Origin of the sequence: Pseudomonas sp. PDM17 (assembly GCF_014851985.1) — a bacterium.
GTDB lineage: Bacteria > Pseudomonadota > Gammaproteobacteria > Pseudomonadales > Pseudomonadaceae > Pseudomonas.
The window spans coordinates 28,266-46,711 of sequence record NZ_JACVAT010000010.1; the positions used below are offsets into that span (position 1 = coordinate 28,266).

Sequence of the window (18,446 nt, forward strand, 5' to 3'; positions counted from 1 at the left end):
GCAATCCCGGCCACCAGCGCTTCTGCCCGGCCCCGACCATCCGGTCGTCCAAAGGATTGGCCCCACGTTGCTTGGGCCAATCCGGCGCTTCGGGTAAACTTCCGCATCTTTGCCTTCTCATAACGATCAGCCTGATGCCCACGACGTTTCACGAGATTCCCCGCGCGCGCCCTGCCACGCCCCTGCTCGACCGCGCCAGCACGCCGGTCGAGCTGCGTCGCCTGGGCGAAGCGGAGCTGCTGACCCTCGCTGACGAACTGCGCCAGTACCTGCTGTACAGCGTCGGCCAGACTGGCGGGCACTTCGGCGCGGGCCTGGGCGTCATCGAACTGACGGTCGCCCTGCACTACGTCTTCGACACCCCGGACGACCGTCTGGTGTGGGACGTGGGCCACCAGGCCTATCCGCACAAGATCCTCACCGGGCGCCGCGAGCGCATGGGCAGCCTGCGCCAGAAAGACGGCCTGGCCGCCTTCCCGCGCCGCTCGGAGAGCGAGTACGACACCTTTGGCGTCGGTCACTCCAGCACCTCCATCAGCGCCGCCCTGGGCATGGCCATCGCCGCCCGCATGCAGGGCTCCGGCCGCAAGTCGGTGGCGGTGATCGGCGACGGTGCTCTCACCGCCGGCATGGCCTTCGAAGCGCTCAACCACGCGTCGGAGGTCAAGGCCGACATGCTGGTGATCCTCAACGACAACGACATGTCGATTTCGAACAATGTCGGCGGCCTGTCCAACTACCTGGCCAAAATCCTCTCCAGCCGCACCTACAGCAGCATGCGCGAAGGCAGCAAGAAGGTGCTCTCGCGCCTGCCCGGCGCCTGGGAGATCGCCCGCCGCACCGAGGAATACGCCAAGGGCATGCTGGTCCCCGGCACGCTCTTCGAGGAGCTGGGCTGGAACTACATCGGCCCCATCGACGGCCACGACCTGCCAACCTTGATCGCCACCCTGCGCAACATGCGTGACCTCAAGGGCCCGCAGTTCCTCCACGTGGTGACCAAGAAGGGCAAGGGCTTCGGCCCGGCCGAGATCGACCCGATCGGCTACCACGCCATCACCAAGCTGGAGCCCGAGGGCGCCCCCGCCCACGCCGTGCCGAAGAAAGCTGGCGGGCCGAAGTACTCCAGCGTATTCGGCCAGTGGCTGTGCGACATGGCTGCCCAGGACCCGCGCCTGGTCGGCATCACCCCGGCAATGAAGGAAGGCTCCGACCTGGTCGCCTTCGCCGACCGATTCCCGGACCGCTACTTCGACGTCGCCATCGCCGAGCAGCACGCCGTGACCCTGGCGGCCGGCATGGCCTGCGATGGCGCCAAGCCGGTGGTGGCGATCTACTCCACCTTCCTGCAGCGCGGCTACGACCAGCTGATCCACGACGTCGCGGTGCAGAACCTCGACGTACTGTTCGCCATCGACCGCGCAGGCCTGGTGGGTGAAGACGGCCCGACCCACGCCGGCAGCTTCGACCTCTCTTACCTGCGTTGCATCCCCGGCATGCTGGTGATGACTCCCAGCGACGAGAACGAACTGCGCAAGCTGCTCACCACCGGCCATCATTTCGAAGGCCCGGCGGCGGTACGCTACCCGCGCGGCACCGGCCCCAACGCCCCCATCGAGGCGGCGCTGGAACCGGTCGAGATCGGCAAGGGCGTGGTGCGCCGCGAAGGCAAGGCCGGCAAGGTCGCCTTCCTGGTGTTCGGCGTGCAGCTGGCCGAAGCGCTGAAAGTGGCCGAGCAGTTCGATGCCACGGTCGCCGACATGCGCTTCGTCAAGCCGCTGGACGAAGAGCTGGTGCGCCAGCTGGCCGCCAGCCACAAACTGCTGGTGACCCTCGAGGAGAACTCGGTGATGGGTGGCGCCGGCGCCGCCGTCAGCGAATTCCTCGCCCGCGAGAACCTGCAGCAGCCAATCCTGCACCTGGGCCTGCCGGACTACTACGTCGAGCACGCCAAGCCCGCGCAGATGCTCGCGGAGTGCGGGCTAGACGCCGCCGGCATCGAAGCCTCGGTGAAGGCGCGCCTGGAGGCCCTCGGCAAGCGCTGAGACCGATCGGCGCATCCCTCCCCGGGAGTATTGCCAGTGACGGGCGCACCGACTAAGGTGCGCCCGTTTTCGTTCGAGGTAACGGGAAGCAGGTGAAAGACCTGCGCTGCCCCCGCAACGGTAACCGACGCGCCCCTCACGGAGCGCAGCATCGCCATCCGCCACTGCTGAATGCGGGAAGGCGGCGATGTGACGTCGGCAGCCCGGAGACCGCCCTCGACACGCCCCGACAGGTGTTGCGGAGGGCCGCACCGTCAAGTGCGGCCTGCCGCCCTTGCCACGCCCTCCTCGAAAGTCATCCGACCGCTTTTGAGGACGTTCCATGAAACTGACCCGACTCGCCCTGGCCACCAGCCTGCTGCCCGGCCTGGCCTTCGCCGCCGACGACATCTACCGGCTCTCCGACCAGGTGATCACCTCCGCACGCCAGGCCCAGCCGCGTGCCGAAGCCACTTCGGCCAACAGCGTATTCACCCGTGCCGACATCGAGCGGCTACAAGTGCGCAGCGTGCCCGCCCTGCTCGCCCGCGTGCCCGGCGTGCAGATGGGCAGCTCCGGCGGCGTGGTCTCGTACTCCGTGCGCGGCACCAGCACCGCGCAGACCCTGGTCCTGGTCGACGGCCAGCGCGTCGCTTCTGCAAGCAGCGGCATCGCCCGCCTGGACTACCTGAGCATCGACAGCATCGAGCGCGTCGAAGTGACCCGTGGCCCGCGCTCCGCCCTGTACGGCGCCGACGCCATCGGTGGGGTCATCCAGATCTTCACCCGTCGCGGCGAAGCCGGCCTGCACCCCGAAGTGCGCCTGGCTGCCGGCAGCCACGGCACCTTCGAACGCAGCCTGAGCCTGTCCGGCGGCGACGAGCAGACCCGCTACAACCTCGGTGGCAGCCTCGACGAGAGCCGGGGCTGGGATCGCACCAGCGACAACGTCGGCGCCGACAACGATCACGACGCCCAGCGCAACAAGGCCGTGCACCTGAACCTGGACCACCGTTTCAGCGAGGACTGGAAGGCCGGCCTGAACCTCAACGACCAGCGCGGCAAGAACGAATACGACGACGCCTACAACTTCGAGCCGGGCTTGCCCCGCGACGAATTCCGCGTCAGCAGCTACAGCGCCTACCTCGACGGCCAGATCACGAAGATGTGGAACAGCCACCTGGAACTGGGCCGCAGCTTCGACCGCAACAAGGCCGTGGGTGCCGCCGACAGCTGGAACAACGGCACGCTGGAAACCACCCGCCACTCGGCGAGCTGGATCAACCGCCTGCAACTGGACGACGCCAACCAGCTGGCGCTGGGCACCGACTGGTACGAAGACAAGGTCGACGGCACCACCGCCTTCGCCGACGACCAGCGCAGCAACCGCGCCTTCTTCGCCCAGCACAGCTTCAAGGGCGACAACTTCGGCACCGAGCTGGGTATCCGCCACGACAACAACCAGGCCTACGGCAGCCAGAACAGCTGGAACGCCGCCTTCAGCCTGCCAGTGGGCGACAGCCAGACCTGGATCGCCAGCTACGGCGAAGGCTTCCGCGCGCCGACCTTCAGCGACCTCTACTACCCCGGCGCGAGCAACCCGGACCTCAAGGCCGAGACCTCGAAGACCTACGAGCTGCAATGGCGTGGGGACTTCTCCGGCACGCATCTGGAAGCCTCGCTGTACCGCACCGAGATCGACGACCTGATCGCCTGGGACAGCACCAGCAACCAGCCCGAGAACATCAACAAGGCGCGCATCAATGGCTTCGAGGCCAGCGTCGCCCGCGACGTGCTCGGCTGGCAGGCCGCGCTCGGCCTGAGCCTGATCGACCCGCGCGACCGCGACACCGGCCACACCCTGCCGTACCGCGCGCGGCGCACCCTGAGCCTGGACCTGGATCGCCAGTTCGGCGCCTTCGGCGTCGGCGGCACCTGGCGTGCGGTCAGCCAGCGCTACGACGATGCGGCCAACACCCGCGAGCTGTCCGGCTACGGCGTGCTCGACCTGCGCACCAGCTGGCTGGCCAGCGACGAGATTCGCTTCGACCTGAAGCTGGATAACGCCCTGGACCGCGACTACACCCTGGGCGACTACCTGCGCCCGACCAGCCCGATGGACTTCATGGGCGAAGCCCGCCCCTACCAGGAACCTGGCCGCACCGCGCTGCTGGCGGTGACCTGGACGCCGGAGCTTTAAGAGAAGCGGCCTGACGGCCCCTCACCCTAACCCTCTCCCGGAGGGAGAGGGGACCGTTCAGCGCACGATGAAACTACAGCGTCAGCCGGCACAATCTGCTCCCTCTCCCCCAGGAGCGGGGCGCGCAGCCAGGGCTGGGGTGAGGGGGAAACGTCGGCACAGACTTGCCGGAAAGAAGACAGTTTCGTAGGGCGCATAACCTGGAACAGGTTATCCGCCGCACGTTACTCCGGCGGATAACGCTGGCGCGTTGTGCGCCCTACACCCACCCAGCCATCGGTGTGGGGATGAGGTCAGCCCAGCACCCCCGCCATCCGCCCCAGCTCCGCACAGTCCTGCGCGTGCCAGTCGGTCAGCTCGGGCCAAGGGTTCTCTGGCAGGTTCACCAATGCGCTGTGCGCACCGGCGGCGCGGGCGCAGTCGAGGTCGAAGCGGTAGTCGCCGACCATCAGCATTTGCTGCGGCGCCACGTCCCAGCGCGCGGCGAGGCGCAGCAGGCCGTCCGGGCTGGGCTTGGGGTCTGCCTCGCCACGGCCGAGAACATCCTCGGTCAGGAAGCAATCACCGATGCCAATCGCAGCCAGCGTGATCAGCGCCAGCTCATGGGCATTGCGGGTGAGGATGCCCAGGCGATAACCGGCGCCATGCAGCGCACGCACCAACTCGACTGCGCCGGGAGCCGCAGTGGAAGCCACCGCCAGCTCGCGCTCGTGCTCCAGCAGCCAGGCATGCTTGGCCGCCGCCTCGTCCTCCGGCAGCGCGGCCAGGTGAGTGAGGATGTCGTGCTCCTGGGGAATCCCCAGGGCGCGCTTGATCGCCGGGAAGTCATGCACCGCCAGGGTCAGGGTGCCGTCCATGTCGAACACCCAGTGGCGGATGCTTTCCAGCGTCATGCCCAGTCCTCGCGGCGGCGGATCAGGCCTTCCTGGGTCGAAGAGGCGACCAGCTGGCCGTCACGGTTGAAGATGCTGCCGCGTACGAAGCCGCGGCCATTGCCGGCCCAGGGGCTGTCGATGGCGTAGAGCAGCCACTCGTCCGCGCGCAGATCGCGGTGGAACCACACGGAATGGTCGATGGTGGCGACCTGCATGTCCTTCTGCCACACCGAGCGACCGTGGGGCAGCAGCGAGGTGGTGAGGAAGCCGAAGTCCGAAGCGTAGGCGAGGATGTACTTGTGCAGCGCCGGGACGTCCGGCAGCTTGCCGTCGGCGCGCAGCCAGAGGTACTTGACCGGCTCGCCGACCTCGGGATCGTACGGGTCGTTCTCGGTCACCGGACGGATTTCGATGGGCTTGGGGTAGAGCAGCTTGTCGCGGATACGCTCGGGGAACTGCGCAGCGCTGCGCTTCTTCAGTTCCTGATCGGTCGGCAGATTCTCCGGGCCGACCACGTCAGGCATGGCGATCTGGTGTTCGAAGCCTTCCTCATCGGTCTGGAACGAGGTGCTCAGGGCGAAGATCGGCTGGCCTTTCTGGATCGCGGTGACGCGACGGGTGCTGAAGGTGCCGCCGTCACGCACCCGGTCAACCTGATAGACGACCGGCTTGCTGGCGTCGCCCGGGCGCAGGAAATAGCCATGCATCGAATGCACGTGGCGCTCCGGCTCGACAGTCTGGCTGGCCGCCGACAGCGCCTGGCCGAGTACCTGCCCGCCGTACAGCTGGCGGAACCCGAGGTCCTGGCTCATGCCGCGGAACAGGTTCTCTTCGATCTGCTCCAGGCTCAGCAGAGCCACCAGGTTGTCCAGGATCTGGGTCATGCGCGTTGTTTCCTCAATTGCGGTCTTGCTGAAGTGGGAGTCGGCGTGGCGACGGATAGGCGGGAAGACTGCTGAGGCGTTCGTCCCAGACCGCGCGGCCGATGGTGAAATGATAGAGGCTGACCGGGCAGTCCGGACCGCCGCTGAGCAATTCGTCCAGCGCCGGGTCGAAATAGCAGCCGATGCCGGTGCCCGACAGGCCCGCCGCTTCGGATTCCAGGTAGAGCAACTGGCCGACCTGTCCGGCTTCCCAGTACAGGCGCGGGTAGGTCCACGCGCCCTCGGTCAGCGCGGCATCAAGATCAGCCAGCATGGCGAAAGCGACGCAGCCGTCGCTGGCGATGTCCTGCCCGCAGGAGAGGAACGCCGATAGCCCGCGTGCGTCGCCGGACAGCAGGCGGTACAGCGGCACGCCGCTCTCCTCCACGCTCTGCCACAGGTAATCCTCGCGCAGCCCACCCGCCTCGCGGCCGCTGCGGCCCAACCAGTAAAGGCCCGGATCCAGGCCCTGGACGCGGTGGACGAACAGCAGCAGGTCGAGGCGCGCCGGCTCGCCAGTACAGGCGAAGGGCACGGGCGAGCGCTCGGGCATCAGGCGGCGCAGCCAGGCATACAACAGCTCGGCGTGAATGCCGCTGCGGCCGTCCATGGACTGCGCGCTGCGTCGGCGATGCAGGATCGGGCGCAGCGGCAGGCCGGGGTTATCCACAGCCGCCTCGGCTTCCGATGTCGACCAGTCGCGCGTTGGCAGCGCAGGAGCACGGCACAGCTGATGCACCCGCTCCAGCTCCGGCCAGTGGCGATAGTCACGCGACAGGCGATTGGGCATCCCCGTCAGCGGCAGCTCGGCGAGGCCCTTGAGCAGCGTGTTCGGCAGCGTGATTTCGGCAGATTGCGCCGGGCCGATCCACAGCAGTGCATCGGCGAATTCGTGCTCGCTGAAGCCTTCACGGTCGAGGCCGATCAGACTATCCAACTGCGCTTCGGGCACACCGCGCAGCAGGCGCACTTCCCAGCCCTGGATCGCCGCGGCAATGGCGAGACAGGCCAGCGCGTGGCCAAGGTCGTGATTGCAGTAGCGGTAGGCGCGCTCGCCGTACTTCCAGGCCTCGCGCCAGGGAATGCTCGCCAGCGCCAGCAGGAATCCATCGGTGGGCAATGCATCGTTCAGTTGGCTGGCCAGCGGTGCGGGCAGTTCGGCGCGCACCTCCAGCACATGCTCGTCAGCGCTGTAGTGCGCCAGCAGCGCGGCGTTATCCACAGCCCCGAAGGGCAGCAGCAAGTAGGCCTCGGTTGGGTGCAGGTTGCCGCTCGACGGGTTGACCCGCAGCGCCCAGCGGCTGCCACCGGCGTCCTTCCAGGCCGACAGCGCCAGGCTGTCGTAGAGCAACTGCGAGACGCTGGCGAGGTTCAGCGGCGCGGGCGCGCCGAGCGGGCCGGCGAACACCTCGTCATATCCCGGCGACTCTTCCTGTGGCCGGTGCAGCAGCTCGATGCAGCGCGCCCCGGCATAGCGGCGGAAGGCGGCCGGCTGGGTCGCCCAATCGAGCTGGCCGGGGCCGGGGGCGAAACGCTCCGGGCGATGGCTGCTCAGCTCGTGATAGGCGCGCACGCCTTCGCTCGGCGTCATGGCCGAGAAATCCGATAGAGCACATGCAGGCGCAGCGGATGGCCCTGCGGCAGGCGCGGATGCTCGAAGTCACCGGCTTCGTCACGCTGCATCCCCAGGCGCTGCATCAGCCCCTGGGACGGCAGGTTGGCCGGCACGGTGAACGCCACTACTTCCTCCAGCCGCAACTGCTCGAAGGCGAAGGCCAGCGCCGCGCGTGCCGCCTCCAGCGCATAACCCTGCCGCCAGTAGGCCGTGTTGAAGCGCCAGCCGATTTCCACCGCCGGAATGAACGGCGCGTCGAAGGACACCCGCTGCAAACCGAGCACGCCAATGAATGCTCCATCCTCGTGACGCTCGACTATCCACTGGCCAAAGCCGTGCTCGTCGAAGTGCTTGAGGATGCGGGCGGCCAGCAGGTCGCTGTCCTCGCGGCTCATGCAGGCGGGGAAATGGCGCATCACCTCGGCGTCGGCGTTCAGCGCCGCGAAGGGTGCCAGGTCGTCATGGCGCCACGGCCGCAGCAGCAGGCGCTCGGTGGTCAGGCTGGGAAAATCCATGGGAATCATCGCGGATCAGCAAAGGTCACCATGATACCCGGCGACGGGCCTGTAGGACGCAATCCGTCAGACGAGGCGCAATCGATTCAGCACAGAGGCGGCTTCATCTGGTATTTTTCTCCTACCTTCGCTGTCGGTCACTGCCTTGACCGTGCTCACGCAGACAGCCGCGCCGCCATGGCGCACCGCAAAAAAAGACCAAGGAACTCCCATGACGACCTCCACCACCGGACTGCAACGCAGTACGGCTCTGGTGCTTTTCGCATTGGCTGTCGGCGGCTTCGCCATCGGCACCACCGAATTCGCCACCATGAGCCTGCTGCCCTACTTCGCCCCGGCACTGGGCATCGATGCCCCCACCGCCGGCCACGTGATCAGCGCCTACGCCCTGGGCGTGGTCGTCGGTGCGCCGCTGCTGGCGGTGCTCGGCGCGCGGCTGCCACGGCGTACCCTGCTGGTGCTGCTGATGGCGCTGTTCGCCATCGGCAACGGCCTCAGCGCCCTGGCGCCGACCTACCACTGGATGCTGCTGTTCCGCTTCATCAGCGGCCTGCCCCACGGCGCCTACTTCGGCATCGCCGCGCTGGTCGCCGCCTCCATCGTGCCGCCGCACCGGCGCACCGTGGCGGTCGGGCGGATGTTCCTCGGCCTCACCGTCGCCACCATCATCGGCGTGCCGCTGGCCAACTGGCTGAGCCAGGCCGTGGGCTGGCGCTGGAGCTTCGCGCTGGTCGCCGCACTCGGCGTGCTGACCATGATCTGCGTACGCGTCCTTGCGCCCTACTCGCCCGCCGAGCCGGACTCCAGCCCGCTGCGCGAGCTGGGTGCGCTCAAGCGCGGCCAGGTCTGGCTGACCCTGGGTATCGGCGCCATCGGCTTCGGCGGACTGTTCGCGGTGTACACCTACCTGGCCGACATCCTCGGCGCGGTGACCCACGTTTCGCCGAGCATCGTGCCGCTGATCCTGGCGGTGTTCGGCATCGGCATGACCCTGGGCAACCTGTTCATCCCGGTGCTCGCCGACCGCGCCGTGATGCCCACCGCCGGCGGCCTGCTGGTGTGGAGCGCGGTGGTGCTGGCGATCTTCCCGTTCACCGCGGGGAACATCTGGGCCATCTCGATCTGCGTGTTCTTCGTCGGCTTCGGCGGTGCGCTGGGCACCGTGCTGCAGACCCGCCTGATGGACGTCGCCGAAGACGCCCAGGGCCTGGCCGCAGCGCTGAACCACTCGGCCTTCAACTTCGCCAACGCGCTGGGCCCGTACCTCGGCGGCCTGGCCCTGGCGGCCGGCTACGGCTGGACCTCGCCGGGCTGGGTCGGCAGCCTGCTGGCCATCGGCGGCTTCGTGCTGTGGTCGGTCTCGGTGGCCACCAGCCGCAGCGCGCGACGCGACGCCGCCCTCTCCAACGAAGGCTGAAAACGCGGGCTCGAATGAAAAGTGGCCGGCGCAATGCCGGCCCTTTCGTCTGCGCGCTGCGCCGACGTACCCTGTGCAGCACATTCCCGATCCGCCGACGCCATGCCGCTGCCCCTGGTCTACCACGACGACTACAGTCCGCCCTTTCCGGACAACCACCGCTTCCCCATGGAGAAGTTCCGCCTGCTGCGCGACCACCTGGTGGACAGCGCCCTGGTGGAAGACGCGCAATTGCTGCGCCCGGAACTGTGCCCGACGGACGTCCTCGCCCTGGCCCACGACCGCGACTACATCGAGCGCTACTGCAGCGGAGAGATGAGCCGCGAGGAGCTGCGCCGCCTCGGCCTGCCCTGGACTGAAGCCCTGGCGCGCCGCACGGTGCGTGCGGTGGGCGGCTCACTGCTCAGCGCGGAGCTGGCACTGAAACACGGGCTGGCCTGTCATCTCGCCGGTGGCACCCACCATGCGCACCACGACCATGCCTCGGGCTTCTGCATCTTCAACGACCTGGCAGTGATCAGCCTGTACCTGCTGGAAAGCGGCAAGGCCAGCCGCGTGCTGATCTTCGACTGCGACGTGCATCAGGGCGACGGCACCGCGCGCATCCTGGAAAACGTACCGGACGCGGTGACGGTATCGTTGCACTGCGAGAAGAACTTCCCCGCGCGCAAGGCGCAGAGCGACTGGGACATTCCCCTGCCGCTGCACCTGGGCGACGGGGAATACCTGAAAGTGGTGCAGGAGGCGCTGGATTACCTGCTGCCGCTGTACCAGCCGGACATCGTGCTCTACGACGCCGGCGTGGACGTGCACAAGGACGATGCCCTGGGCTATCTGCAGCTCACCGATGCGGGACTGGCGGCGCGCGATGAGCACGTCATCCGTTGCTGCCTGTCCAGTGACATCCCGGTGGTGGGCGTGATCGGCGGTGGCTACGACAAGGACCGCCACGCACTGGCCCGGCGCCACGGCATCCTGCACCACAGCGCCGCGCGGGTGGCGCGCGAGTTTCAGTTGGACCGGTAGCGCGAGTTGTTGGTGTCCATGCGCGTAGGCAGACGCTGCTGCTCCCAGCGCATCATCTCGTGGTCGGAGAACCCCAGCAGCGCGGCGGCGCGTGGCCGGCAATCCGCAGCGTAGTGCTTCTCGCAGAAGCGCATCACCTGCTCGGGCACGTGGTGCAGCAGCAGCTCCTGTGCGCGCAATGGCCCCGCATACTGCAGGTAGCGCGGCAGCAGGCGGCTCCAGTTGGTGAACACGTAGAGGTTGTGCAGTGCGATCTGGATCGACAGCAGCTCCAGCACGCGTTGCTCGAACTTCTGTTTCGACCCCTGCAGGTTCTTGTTCAGGCGCACCACCATGTGGGCCACCGCCTCGTTGAGCAAGGCGCGGATTTCCTCATTGGGGAGGCTGCGGATGACAATATCGAGGCCATTCACCCGCACGCGGGTGTCGCTGCCTTCCACCCATAGGTGGGCCTCGTGGGAGCGAAGGTAATCACGGACTTTCATCGACAGTCGGACCAAGGTTGCAAGAGGCCCGCATGCTGATGGATTCACAAAAGCGCCAACATCGGCGCAATCCCGATCCCCTGTAGGAATTCTCGCAACCCCTACCCATCAGGGATCGAAACGGCGCTTCCTCACCTCCCTGGGTTTTCCACGACAACTGTGGAGCGGCCTGTGGATAAGCTGCGGGAAAGCGGCTGACGCGTCCGCCCCCGCCGGCTCCGGGCCAGCTGGACGAAAAATGAGCAACCGGTGTGCAGTGCCCCTGCGCTAGAATTGCGCCCTTTCCCGCCCTCCTTCGCCTGGCCCCCGCATGACCGATTCCCGCCCGCTCGCCTCCCCTACCGCCTTCGTCATCGGCGGCGGCCCCGCCGGCCTGATGGCGGCCGAAGTCCTGGCCGGCGCCGGCGTGCAGGTGGAGCTGTTCGACGCCATGCCCTCGGTCGGGCGCAAGTTCCTGCTGGCCGGCGTAGGCGGCATGAACATCACCCACTCCGAGGAGCGCGAAGCCTTCCTGTCGCGCTACGGCCAGCGCTCGCGGCCCCTCGCGCCGCTGATCGACGCTTTCGACAACCAGACGCTGTGCGCGTGGATTCATGGCCTGGGCATCGAGACCTTCGTCGGCACCTCCGGTCGCGTCTTCCCCACCGACATGAAGGCCGCACCGCTGCTGCGCGCCTGGCTCAAGCGCCTGCGCGAAGCCGGTGTAGTCATCCACACTCGCCACCGCTGGCTGGGCTGGAACGCCAACGGCGCACTGCTGATCGACGGGCCGGACGGCCAGCGCAGCCTGAGCGCCGATGCGACAGTGCTGGCCCTCGGCGGCGGCAGCTGGCAGCGCCTGGGCTCGGACGGCGCCTGGGTGCCGCTGCTCACCGAGCGCGCGGTAGATATCTCGCCGCTGCGTCCGGCCAACTGCGGTTTCGAGGTGGCCGGCTGGAGCGAGTTCTTCCGCGACAAGTTCGCCGGCGCGCCGGTCAAGCCGGTGGCGCTCTCGCTGGCCGGTGGCACGCCGCGCCAGGGCGAGTTCGTGGTCACCACCGGCGGCATCGAAGGCAGCCTGGTCTATGCGCTTTCCGCCGGTATCCGCGAGCGCATCGAGCAGACCGGCAGCGCCACTGTGCACCTGGACCTGCTGCCCAACCGCAGCCTGGAACAGGTCGCCAAGGCCGTCGCCCAGCCGCGCGGCTCCAAGTCCATGGCCAACCACCTGCGCGGTCGCCTGGGACTGGACGGCGTGCGCGCCGGGCTGTTGCGCGAGTTGTCCACAGCCGCCGACTACGCCGATCCACAACTTCTCGCCCAGCTGATCAAGGCGTTACCGCTGACCGTGGTGCGCACCCGCCCGCTGGATGAAGCCATCAGCAGCGCCGGCGGCGTGACCTTCGAGGCGCTGGACGAGCAGTTGATGCTCAAGGCATTGCCGGGTGTGTTCTGCGCCGGCGAAATGCTCGACTGGGAAGCCCCCACCGGCGGCTACCTGCTCACCGCCTGCTTCGCCAGCGGTCGCGCCGCCGGGCTTGGCGCACTGAAGTGGCTTGAGGCGCAGGGCTGAACCCTGCCAAAACTGGAACCATGGTGCTAGATTCTCGATTCCCCCTCAGGAGTCGCCTGCATGCCGCTGACCTTCCGCCGCGCCCGTCCCGATGATGTCGACGCCGCCGTCCCGCTGATCTACAGCTCCGGCCCCGACGCCTTCGACTATGCCTTCGCCCGCCCCGGCCGCAACAGCGCCGAGGACTTCCTGCGCTACGCCTTCGCCCAGGGCAGCGGGCAGTTCGGCTGGCGCCAGCACTGGGTCGGCGAACAGGACGGTCAGGTGGTGGCGGCCGGCACGGTATTCGGCGGCGAAGTGAACCTGGGCTACATGCTCGCGGCCACGCGGCAGATTCTCGGCTACTTCGGCGTGGGCTCGGCGGGAGTGATCCGTCGCGGTCTGCAACTGGAGAAGATCATCTGCCCGCCGCCACGCAAGACCCTGTACCTCGCGCACCTGGGCGTCATGCCGACCCTGCGCGGCGAAGGCCTGGGCAGCCAGCTGATCGACCACTTCCTGCAGATCGGCCGCAGCATCGGCCTGCCCATGGCGGCGCTGGATGTCTCGACGGCCAATCCCAAGGCCCAGGCGCTCTACGAGCGGCTGGGTTTCAGCGTGCAGGTGGAGCGCACCTCGACCCTGCCGGGCGTGGCCGGCAGTCGCTACATGCAGCGCCAGCTCTGAGTTAGACTCGCGACCAGCCGCCCGCCAGAGGCCGCCTGCTCCTTTGCCGTCATGAATGCCTGCTCACGAAATACCAGGAAGGTTGCCCCATGAGCACTGCCAGCGTTGAACTGAAAGTCTTCGTCCCCGCCCGCGATTTCGCGCTCTCCCAGCAGTTCTACAAGGACCTGGGATTCCTCTCGCCGTGGAACTCCGAGGAGCTCGCCTACTTCCACCATGGCGATCACTGCGCCTTCCTGCTGCAGAACTACTACGTCAGGGAGTTCGCCGAGAACCTGATGCTGCACCTGCTGGTGGAAGACGCCGACGCCTGGTACGCCAGGGTCCGCGACGCCGGCCTTGCCGAGCGCTACGGCGTGCGCCTGGGCGTGCTGGAAGACCAGCCGTGGAAGATGCGCGACTTCACCCTGCACGACCCGAGCGGCGTGCTCTGGCGGATCGGGCATAACCTCGACTGAATTTAACGCCCTAGCGCGCGCCACAGGACATGCCGCGCCAGAGCCTACCCTCTCCCCCCGCCCTCTCCCTGAAGGGAGAGGGAGCTATCCGTGCCGGCTGACGCAACCGTTTCAACCTGCACCGAGCCAGTCCCCTCTCCCTTCGGAGCGGGGCGCGCAGCCAGGGTTAGGGAGAGGGCAGGTACCACCCCCAAGGCTGATCCGAGATGTACTCGGTCACCTGCTTCACCTCCAGGTAGTTCTCCAGCCCCCACACGCCCAGCTCGCGGCCGATGCCGCTCTGCTTCATGCCGCCCCAGGGCGCCTGGGTGAAGGTCGGCTGCGAACAGTTGACCCAGACGATCCCCGCGCGCAGCCCGTCGGCTACCCGCGCGGCGCGCTGCGGATCGGCCGACATCACCGCGCCGGCCAGGCCGAAGCGGCTGTCGTTGGCCAGGCGCAAGGCCTCGGCTTCGGTCCTGAAGCGCTTCACGCAGAGCACCGGACCGAAGATTTCCTCGCGCCAGATCAGCGCATCCTGGGCCGGCTCGTCGAAGATTGCCGGCTCGATGAACCAACCCTCGTCCAACCCCGCTGGGCGCTTGCCGCCGGTGAGCAGCCGGGCGCCGCCGGCACGGCCCTTGTCGACGAAGCCGAGCACCTTCTCGTGCTGCCCCTGGCTGACCAGCGGGCCGAGCAGCACGCCCGGCTTGAGGCCGTTGCCGATGGTGATGGCGCGGGTCGCTTCCACCAGCCGCTCGATCAGCCGCGGGGCAATGCCCTCCTGAACCAGAAGGCGCGAGGTGGCGCTGCACACCTGACCCTGGTTCCAGAAGATGCCGAACAGAATCCACTCCACCGCCGCCTCGACATCGCTGTCGTCGAAGACGATGAAGGCCGACTTGCCGCCCAGCTCCAGGCTGACGTTCTTGATGTCCTGGGCCGCCGCCGACATGATCCGCGAGCCGGTCGGCACGCTACCGGTGAAGGCCAGTTTGTCCACCCCCGGATGCTGGCTCAGCGGCCCGCCGGCCTCCGCGCCGAGGCCCGGCAACACGTTGAGCACGCCCGCCGGCAGGCCCACGGCGTCCGCCGCGGCGGCCAGTTCCAGCGCGCTCAGCGGCGTCAGTTCCGAGGGTTTGAGTACGCAGGTGGCGCCCGCCGCCAGGGCCGGTGCGACCTTCCACGCCGCCATCAGCAGCGGGTAGTTCCACGGGATGATCTGCCCCGCCACGCCCACCGGCTCCTGGCGGATGCGGCAGCGAAAGCGCTCGTCGGGCAGCGCCAGCAACTGGTCCTGGCGCTGGTCCAGTTCCCGCGCCAGCTCGGCGTAGTAGCGGAAGCAGCCGATGGCGTCGGCCACGTCCCACTGCGCCTCCGGCAGCGGCTTGCCGTTGTCGCGCACCTCCAGTTCGGCCAGGGCATCCTGGTTGCGCTCCAGCTCCCCGGCCAGCGCCTCCAGCCATTCGGCGCGCTCGCTGCCACGGCTCTGCCCCCAGCCACGATTGAACGCGGTACGCGCCGCGCGCACGGCGTGGTCGACATCTTCCTCGGTGGCCGCCGGCACTTCCTGCAGCGGCTGGCCGCTGGCAGGGTCGAAACTGGTGAAGCGGCCGCCCAGGTCCGGCTTGACCCACTGCCCGTTGATGTAGAGCTGGTCGCGCATCCTCGAGTCTCCTTGAAGGCGGCCCTCAGGCGGCCTGAACGCCGGTGCGGCGGTTCTGCAGGTAGCGGGAGGTGAACAGCAGCGCCAACGAGGCGCAGATGATCACCGTGGAGATGGCGTTGATCTCCGGCGTGATGCCCCGGCGGATCGACGAGAAGATGTAGATCGGAAGCGTGGTCTCGGAGCCGGCGACGAAGAAGGCGATGATAAAATCGTCGAAGCTGAAGGTGAACGCCAGCAGGAAGCCGGCGAGGATGGCCGGGGCGATCTGCGGCAGGGTCACCCGCCAGAAGGTATCCAGCGGCGGCGCGTAGAGGTCGGCGGAGGCTTCCAGCAGCGACTTGTCCATCGCCTCGACGCGGGTGCGGACGATCACCATCACCAGCGCCATGGTGAACAGCGAGTGCGCCGCCACCACGGTGCCGAAGCCCATGTTGAGTTTCGGCAGGCCGATGTCCAGCAATGCCAGCAGCGGGTTGAGCACGTCGAACAGGGTGATGAAGGCAATCAGCGTGGCGATGCCGATGACGATCCCCGGCACGATGATCGCGCAGTAGGTCAGCGCGTCGAACAGCAGGCGAACACGCTTGCCGACCCGCTGCAGGCCGAACACCGCGAGGGTGCCGAACAGGGTGGCAATCAGCGCCGAGCACAGGGCAATCAGCGCGCTGTTGCCCAGGGCTTCCAGGATGAACGGGTTGTCGAAGGCGCGGCCGAACCACTGCACCGAGCAGCACTGGAAGCTCAGCCCGCTGCGCCCGGCGTTGAAGGCGAAGAGCATGATCAGCGCGATGGGCGCGTAGAGGAACAGGTAGACCGAGGTGGAGTAACTGCGCAACCACATGTCAGAGCACCCCGTCGTTGCGCGAGCCGCCGTAGCGGGCCACGAGTTTCAGGTAGACGCCGATGATCACCAGCATCATCGCCACCAGGGTCATCGCCACCGCGCTGCCGAACGCCCAGTTGCGCGATTGCAGGAACAGGTCGACCAGCGCGTTGCCGACGAAGAACACCTTGCCGCCACCGAGAATGGCCGGGATCAGGAACTCGCCCATGAGCAGGATGAACACCAGCATCACCCCGGTGATCACCCCCGGCGCGGACAGCGGCAGGGTGATCCGGCGGAAGGTCTCGAAGGCGCTCGCGCCGAGGTCGCCGGAGGCTTCCAGCAGACGCTTGTCGAGCTTCTCCAGGGTCACGTAGATGGGGAATACCATCAGCGGCAGGTAGCCGTAGACGATGCCGATCAGCACCGCGTAAGGCGTGTTGATCAGGCGCACGTCGGCGATGCCGAAGGTTTCCAGCAGCGCCGGGATGCCGCGGCCGCTGAGCAGGAAGATCCAGGCGTAGGTGCGGATCAGGAAGCTGGTCCAGAACGGCACGATCACCAGCGTGAGCAGCAGCGACTTGTTGCGCCGCACCTTCACCGCCAGGAAGTAGGCCAGCGGGTAGGCCGCCAGCAGGCACGCCAGGGTGCCCAGCGGCGCCAGGGTCAGGGTGTTCCAGAAGGCCTGGGCGCGGGAGCCGAGGTTGAGGTAATTCTCCAGCGTCAGCCCGCCGCCGTAGCCCCCCACGGCGCTGCGCTCGCCGAAACTGAAGACCAGGATGATCACCAGCGGCATCAGGAGCAGCAGCAGGAACCACAGGGTGGACGGCAACAGCAGCAGGAGCGTGACGCGCCGGCCGAGGCTTTTTGCGCGCGAGGCGCTGGGCGTCGCCTGGGTCTGCGGCAACGGGGCGCTGACAGCGATGTTCATGTTCGATTCCCTACGCATGGAACGGACCTTCGCGGTAGGGCGAATAACGCGCCAGCGTTATCCGCCGCATTCCGCACAAGCGCCAGAATTGCCGATCAGGCAGCCTTGAACCGCGCCATCAGTTCGGCGCGCGCCGGGCTGGTAAGGGTCGCCGCGGCGCCGAACTCCAGCGGCGACAGGCGCTCGGCCGCCGGGTACATGATCGGGTCGTCGAGCATCTCCTTGGAGAGCAGCGCATCGACGCGCTTGTCCCCGCTCGGGTAGCCGTGGGAGAGCACCTCCAGCTTGTTGTGCTGCGGGTCGAGCAGGTAGTTGATGAACGCGTAGGCGGCATCGCGGTGCTCGGCGCTCTTGGGAATGGCGAAGAAGTCGCTCCAGATCTCGCCGCCTTCCTTGCCCAGCACGAAGGTCATGTCCGGGTTATCGCGGTGCAGCTGGGAGGCGTCGCCGGTCCAGGCCATGGCCATCCAGGCGTCGCCGTTGCGCAGCGAGGGCTGGATGTCGGAGTTGATCGCGAACAGGTGCGGCTTGGCCTGGATCAGCAGCTTCTCGGCCTCGGCCAGCTCCTTGGGGTCCAGCGAGTTGAAGCTGTAGCCGTAGTACTTGAGCGCGTTGCCGATGGCTGTGAGCTGGTAGTCATGGACGATGGTGCGGCCCGAAGCGCTGGTCAATGTCAGGTCCCAGAACTGCTTCCAGGAATCCGGGCTGCCCTTCACACGACTGGCGTCATAGACGATGCCGGTGGTGCCCCAGTTCTTCGGCACCGCGTAGACCTTGCCGTCCACCGTGCCCTGGGCCATGAAGCGTTCCTCGAAGGCCTTGGGGTCGAAGTTGGGGATGCGCGACAGGTCCAGCGGTTCGATCAGCCCGAGCTGCACGTAGGTACTGATGGTGTAGTTGGTCGGCACGAAGACGTCCCAGCCGCTACCGCCGGCCTGCAATTTGGCGAGCATCTCCTCGTTGGAACCGAACACGTTCATCTGCACCCGCGCGCCGGTAGCCTTGGCGAAGGCATCGAAGTTCTCCTGGCTGTGGTAGTTCGGCCAGGTGGCCAGGGCCAGGCGGTCACCGATGTTGCTGCCTTCGGCCGCGTAGGCCTTGCCGCTCAACAGGCCGGGAGTGTTGGCGGCGACCACCGCCATCGCCAGCCCGAGGCCGGTCTTGCCGAGGAAATCGCGCCGCGTGATGGAGCCGTTTTCCCAGCTGCGCATCGTCTTGATGAAGCTCTTCTTGTCCATCGTCACTCCCCGCCTGTCTGCTGATTGTCGTTATGGTTGGATCGTCGAAC

Annotated in this window: 16 protein-coding genes and 1 riboswitch; of the genes, 7 read left to right on the forward strand and 9 right to left on the reverse strand. The window is 67.5% G+C overall.

From position 1 onward, the window contains the following. Window positions 1–134: 134 nt before the first annotated feature. Window positions 135–2,045, forward strand: coding sequence for a 1-deoxy-D-xylulose-5-phosphate synthase (gene dxs, locus IB256_RS27585; protein ID WP_192290349.1), 1,911 nt, complete (start codon window positions 135–137; stop codon window positions 2,043–2,045). Window positions 2,046–2,082: 37 nt separating this feature from the next. Next, a riboswitch (cobalamin riboswitch) is annotated at window positions 2,083–2,279 on the forward strand. Between the two features lie 88 nt (window positions 2,280–2,367). Continuing rightward, complete coding sequence (locus IB256_RS27590; RefSeq protein WP_192404750.1) at window positions 2,368–4,224, forward strand: TonB-dependent receptor domain-containing protein; 1,857 nt, start codon at window positions 2,368–2,370, stop codon at window positions 4,222–4,224. Between the two features lie 293 nt (window positions 4,225–4,517). On the opposite strand, the gene IB256_RS27595 is transcribed toward IB256_RS27590, so the two are convergent. Genes IB256_RS27595 through IB256_RS27610 form a run of 4 tightly spaced genes read right to left on the reverse strand, consistent with a single transcriptional unit; the run spans window position 4,518 to window position 8,152 of the window. Further along, entirely contained in the window at window positions 4,518–5,117 is a 600-nt protein-coding gene (locus tag IB256_RS27595) for an HAD family hydrolase (RefSeq protein ID WP_192404751.1), read from the reverse strand. Then, complete coding sequence (gene tesB, locus IB256_RS27600; protein WP_192290355.1) at window positions 5,114–5,983, reverse strand: acyl-CoA thioesterase II; 870 nt, start codon at window positions 5,981–5,983, stop codon at window positions 5,114–5,116. Before tesB ends, IB256_RS27595 begins: the two co-directional genes overlap by 4 nt. 13 nt (window positions 5,984–5,996) lie before the next feature. Continuing rightward, complete coding sequence (locus IB256_RS27605) at window positions 5,997–7,613, reverse strand: nitroreductase family protein (protein ID WP_192404752.1); 1,617 nt, start codon at window positions 7,611–7,613, stop codon at window positions 5,997–5,999. Next, window positions 7,610–8,152 (reverse strand): GNAT family N-acetyltransferase, encoded by a 543-nt coding sequence (locus tag IB256_RS27610; RefSeq protein WP_192290359.1) that lies wholly within the window; start codon window positions 8,150–8,152, stop codon window positions 7,610–7,612. The genes IB256_RS27605 and IB256_RS27610 overlap by 4 nt, the downstream gene beginning before the upstream one ends. 211 nt (window positions 8,153–8,363) lie before the next feature. Between IB256_RS27610 and IB256_RS27615 the strand changes: the two genes are divergently transcribed. Then, window positions 8,364–9,569 (forward strand): MFS transporter, encoded by a 1,206-nt coding sequence (locus IB256_RS27615; RefSeq protein WP_192224594.1) that lies wholly within the window; start codon window positions 8,364–8,366, stop codon window positions 9,567–9,569. A 102-nt stretch (window positions 9,570–9,671) separates the two neighbouring features. Next, entirely contained in the window at window positions 9,672–10,595 is a 924-nt protein-coding gene (locus tag IB256_RS27620) for a histone deacetylase (RefSeq protein WP_192404753.1), read from the forward strand. On the opposite strand, the gene IB256_RS27625 is transcribed toward IB256_RS27620, so the two are convergent. Then, window positions 10,580–11,080, reverse strand: a complete 501-nt coding sequence (locus tag IB256_RS27625; protein WP_192290400.1) for a hypothetical protein — start codon at window positions 11,078–11,080, stop codon at window positions 10,580–10,582. The two genes, IB256_RS27620 and IB256_RS27625, sit on opposite strands and share 16 nt — an antisense overlap. A gap of 310 nt (window positions 11,081–11,390) precedes the next feature. Here IB256_RS27625 and IB256_RS27630 point away from each other — a divergent pair, with 310 nt between their 5' ends. From IB256_RS27630 to IB256_RS27640, 3 genes are all read left to right on the forward strand, one after another. Next, a complete protein-coding gene (locus IB256_RS27630; protein ID WP_192404754.1) occupies window positions 11,391–12,632 on the forward strand; it encodes a TIGR03862 family flavoprotein in 1,242 nt (413 codons plus the stop codon). 60 nt (window positions 12,633–12,692) lie between these two features. After that, window positions 12,693–13,298, forward strand: a complete 606-nt coding sequence (locus tag IB256_RS27635) for a GNAT family N-acetyltransferase (protein ID WP_192290404.1) — start codon at window positions 12,693–12,695, stop codon at window positions 13,296–13,298. Between the two features lie 89 nt (window positions 13,299–13,387). Then, window positions 13,388–13,756 carry a VOC family protein gene (locus tag IB256_RS27640; protein ID WP_192290406.1) on the forward strand — a complete coding sequence of 123 codons (369 nt, stop codon included), beginning with the start codon at window positions 13,388–13,390 and terminating at the stop codon, window positions 13,754–13,756. A 166-nt stretch (window positions 13,757–13,922) separates the two neighbouring features. Here IB256_RS27640 and IB256_RS27645 read toward each other — a convergent pair whose 3' ends face one another. The 4 genes from IB256_RS27645 to IB256_RS27660 all read right to left on the reverse strand — a co-directional run bounded on the left by IB256_RS27645 (window position 13,923) and on the right by IB256_RS27660 (window position 18,396). Next, window positions 13,923–15,401, reverse strand: a complete 1,479-nt coding sequence (locus IB256_RS27645) for an aldehyde dehydrogenase family protein (protein ID WP_192290408.1) — start codon at window positions 15,399–15,401, stop codon at window positions 13,923–13,925. A gap of 25 nt (window positions 15,402–15,426) precedes the next feature. Further along, entirely contained in the window at window positions 15,427–16,245 is an 819-nt protein-coding gene (locus IB256_RS27650; protein ID WP_081517210.1) for an ABC transporter permease, read from the reverse strand. A 1-nt stretch (window position 16,246) separates the two neighbouring features. Then, the gene (locus tag IB256_RS27655; RefSeq protein ID WP_081517209.1) at window positions 16,247–17,158 is read right to left on the reverse strand and encodes an ABC transporter permease; all 912 of its coding nucleotides are present in this window, start codon (window positions 17,156–17,158) and stop codon (window positions 16,247–16,249) included. Between the two features lie 95 nt (window positions 17,159–17,253). Continuing rightward, on the reverse strand, window positions 17,254–18,396 hold the full coding sequence (locus IB256_RS27660; protein ID WP_081517208.1) for an ABC transporter substrate-binding protein: 1,143 nt from the start codon (window positions 18,394–18,396) through the stop codon (window positions 17,254–17,256). Window positions 18,397–18,446 lie beyond the last annotated feature (50 nt).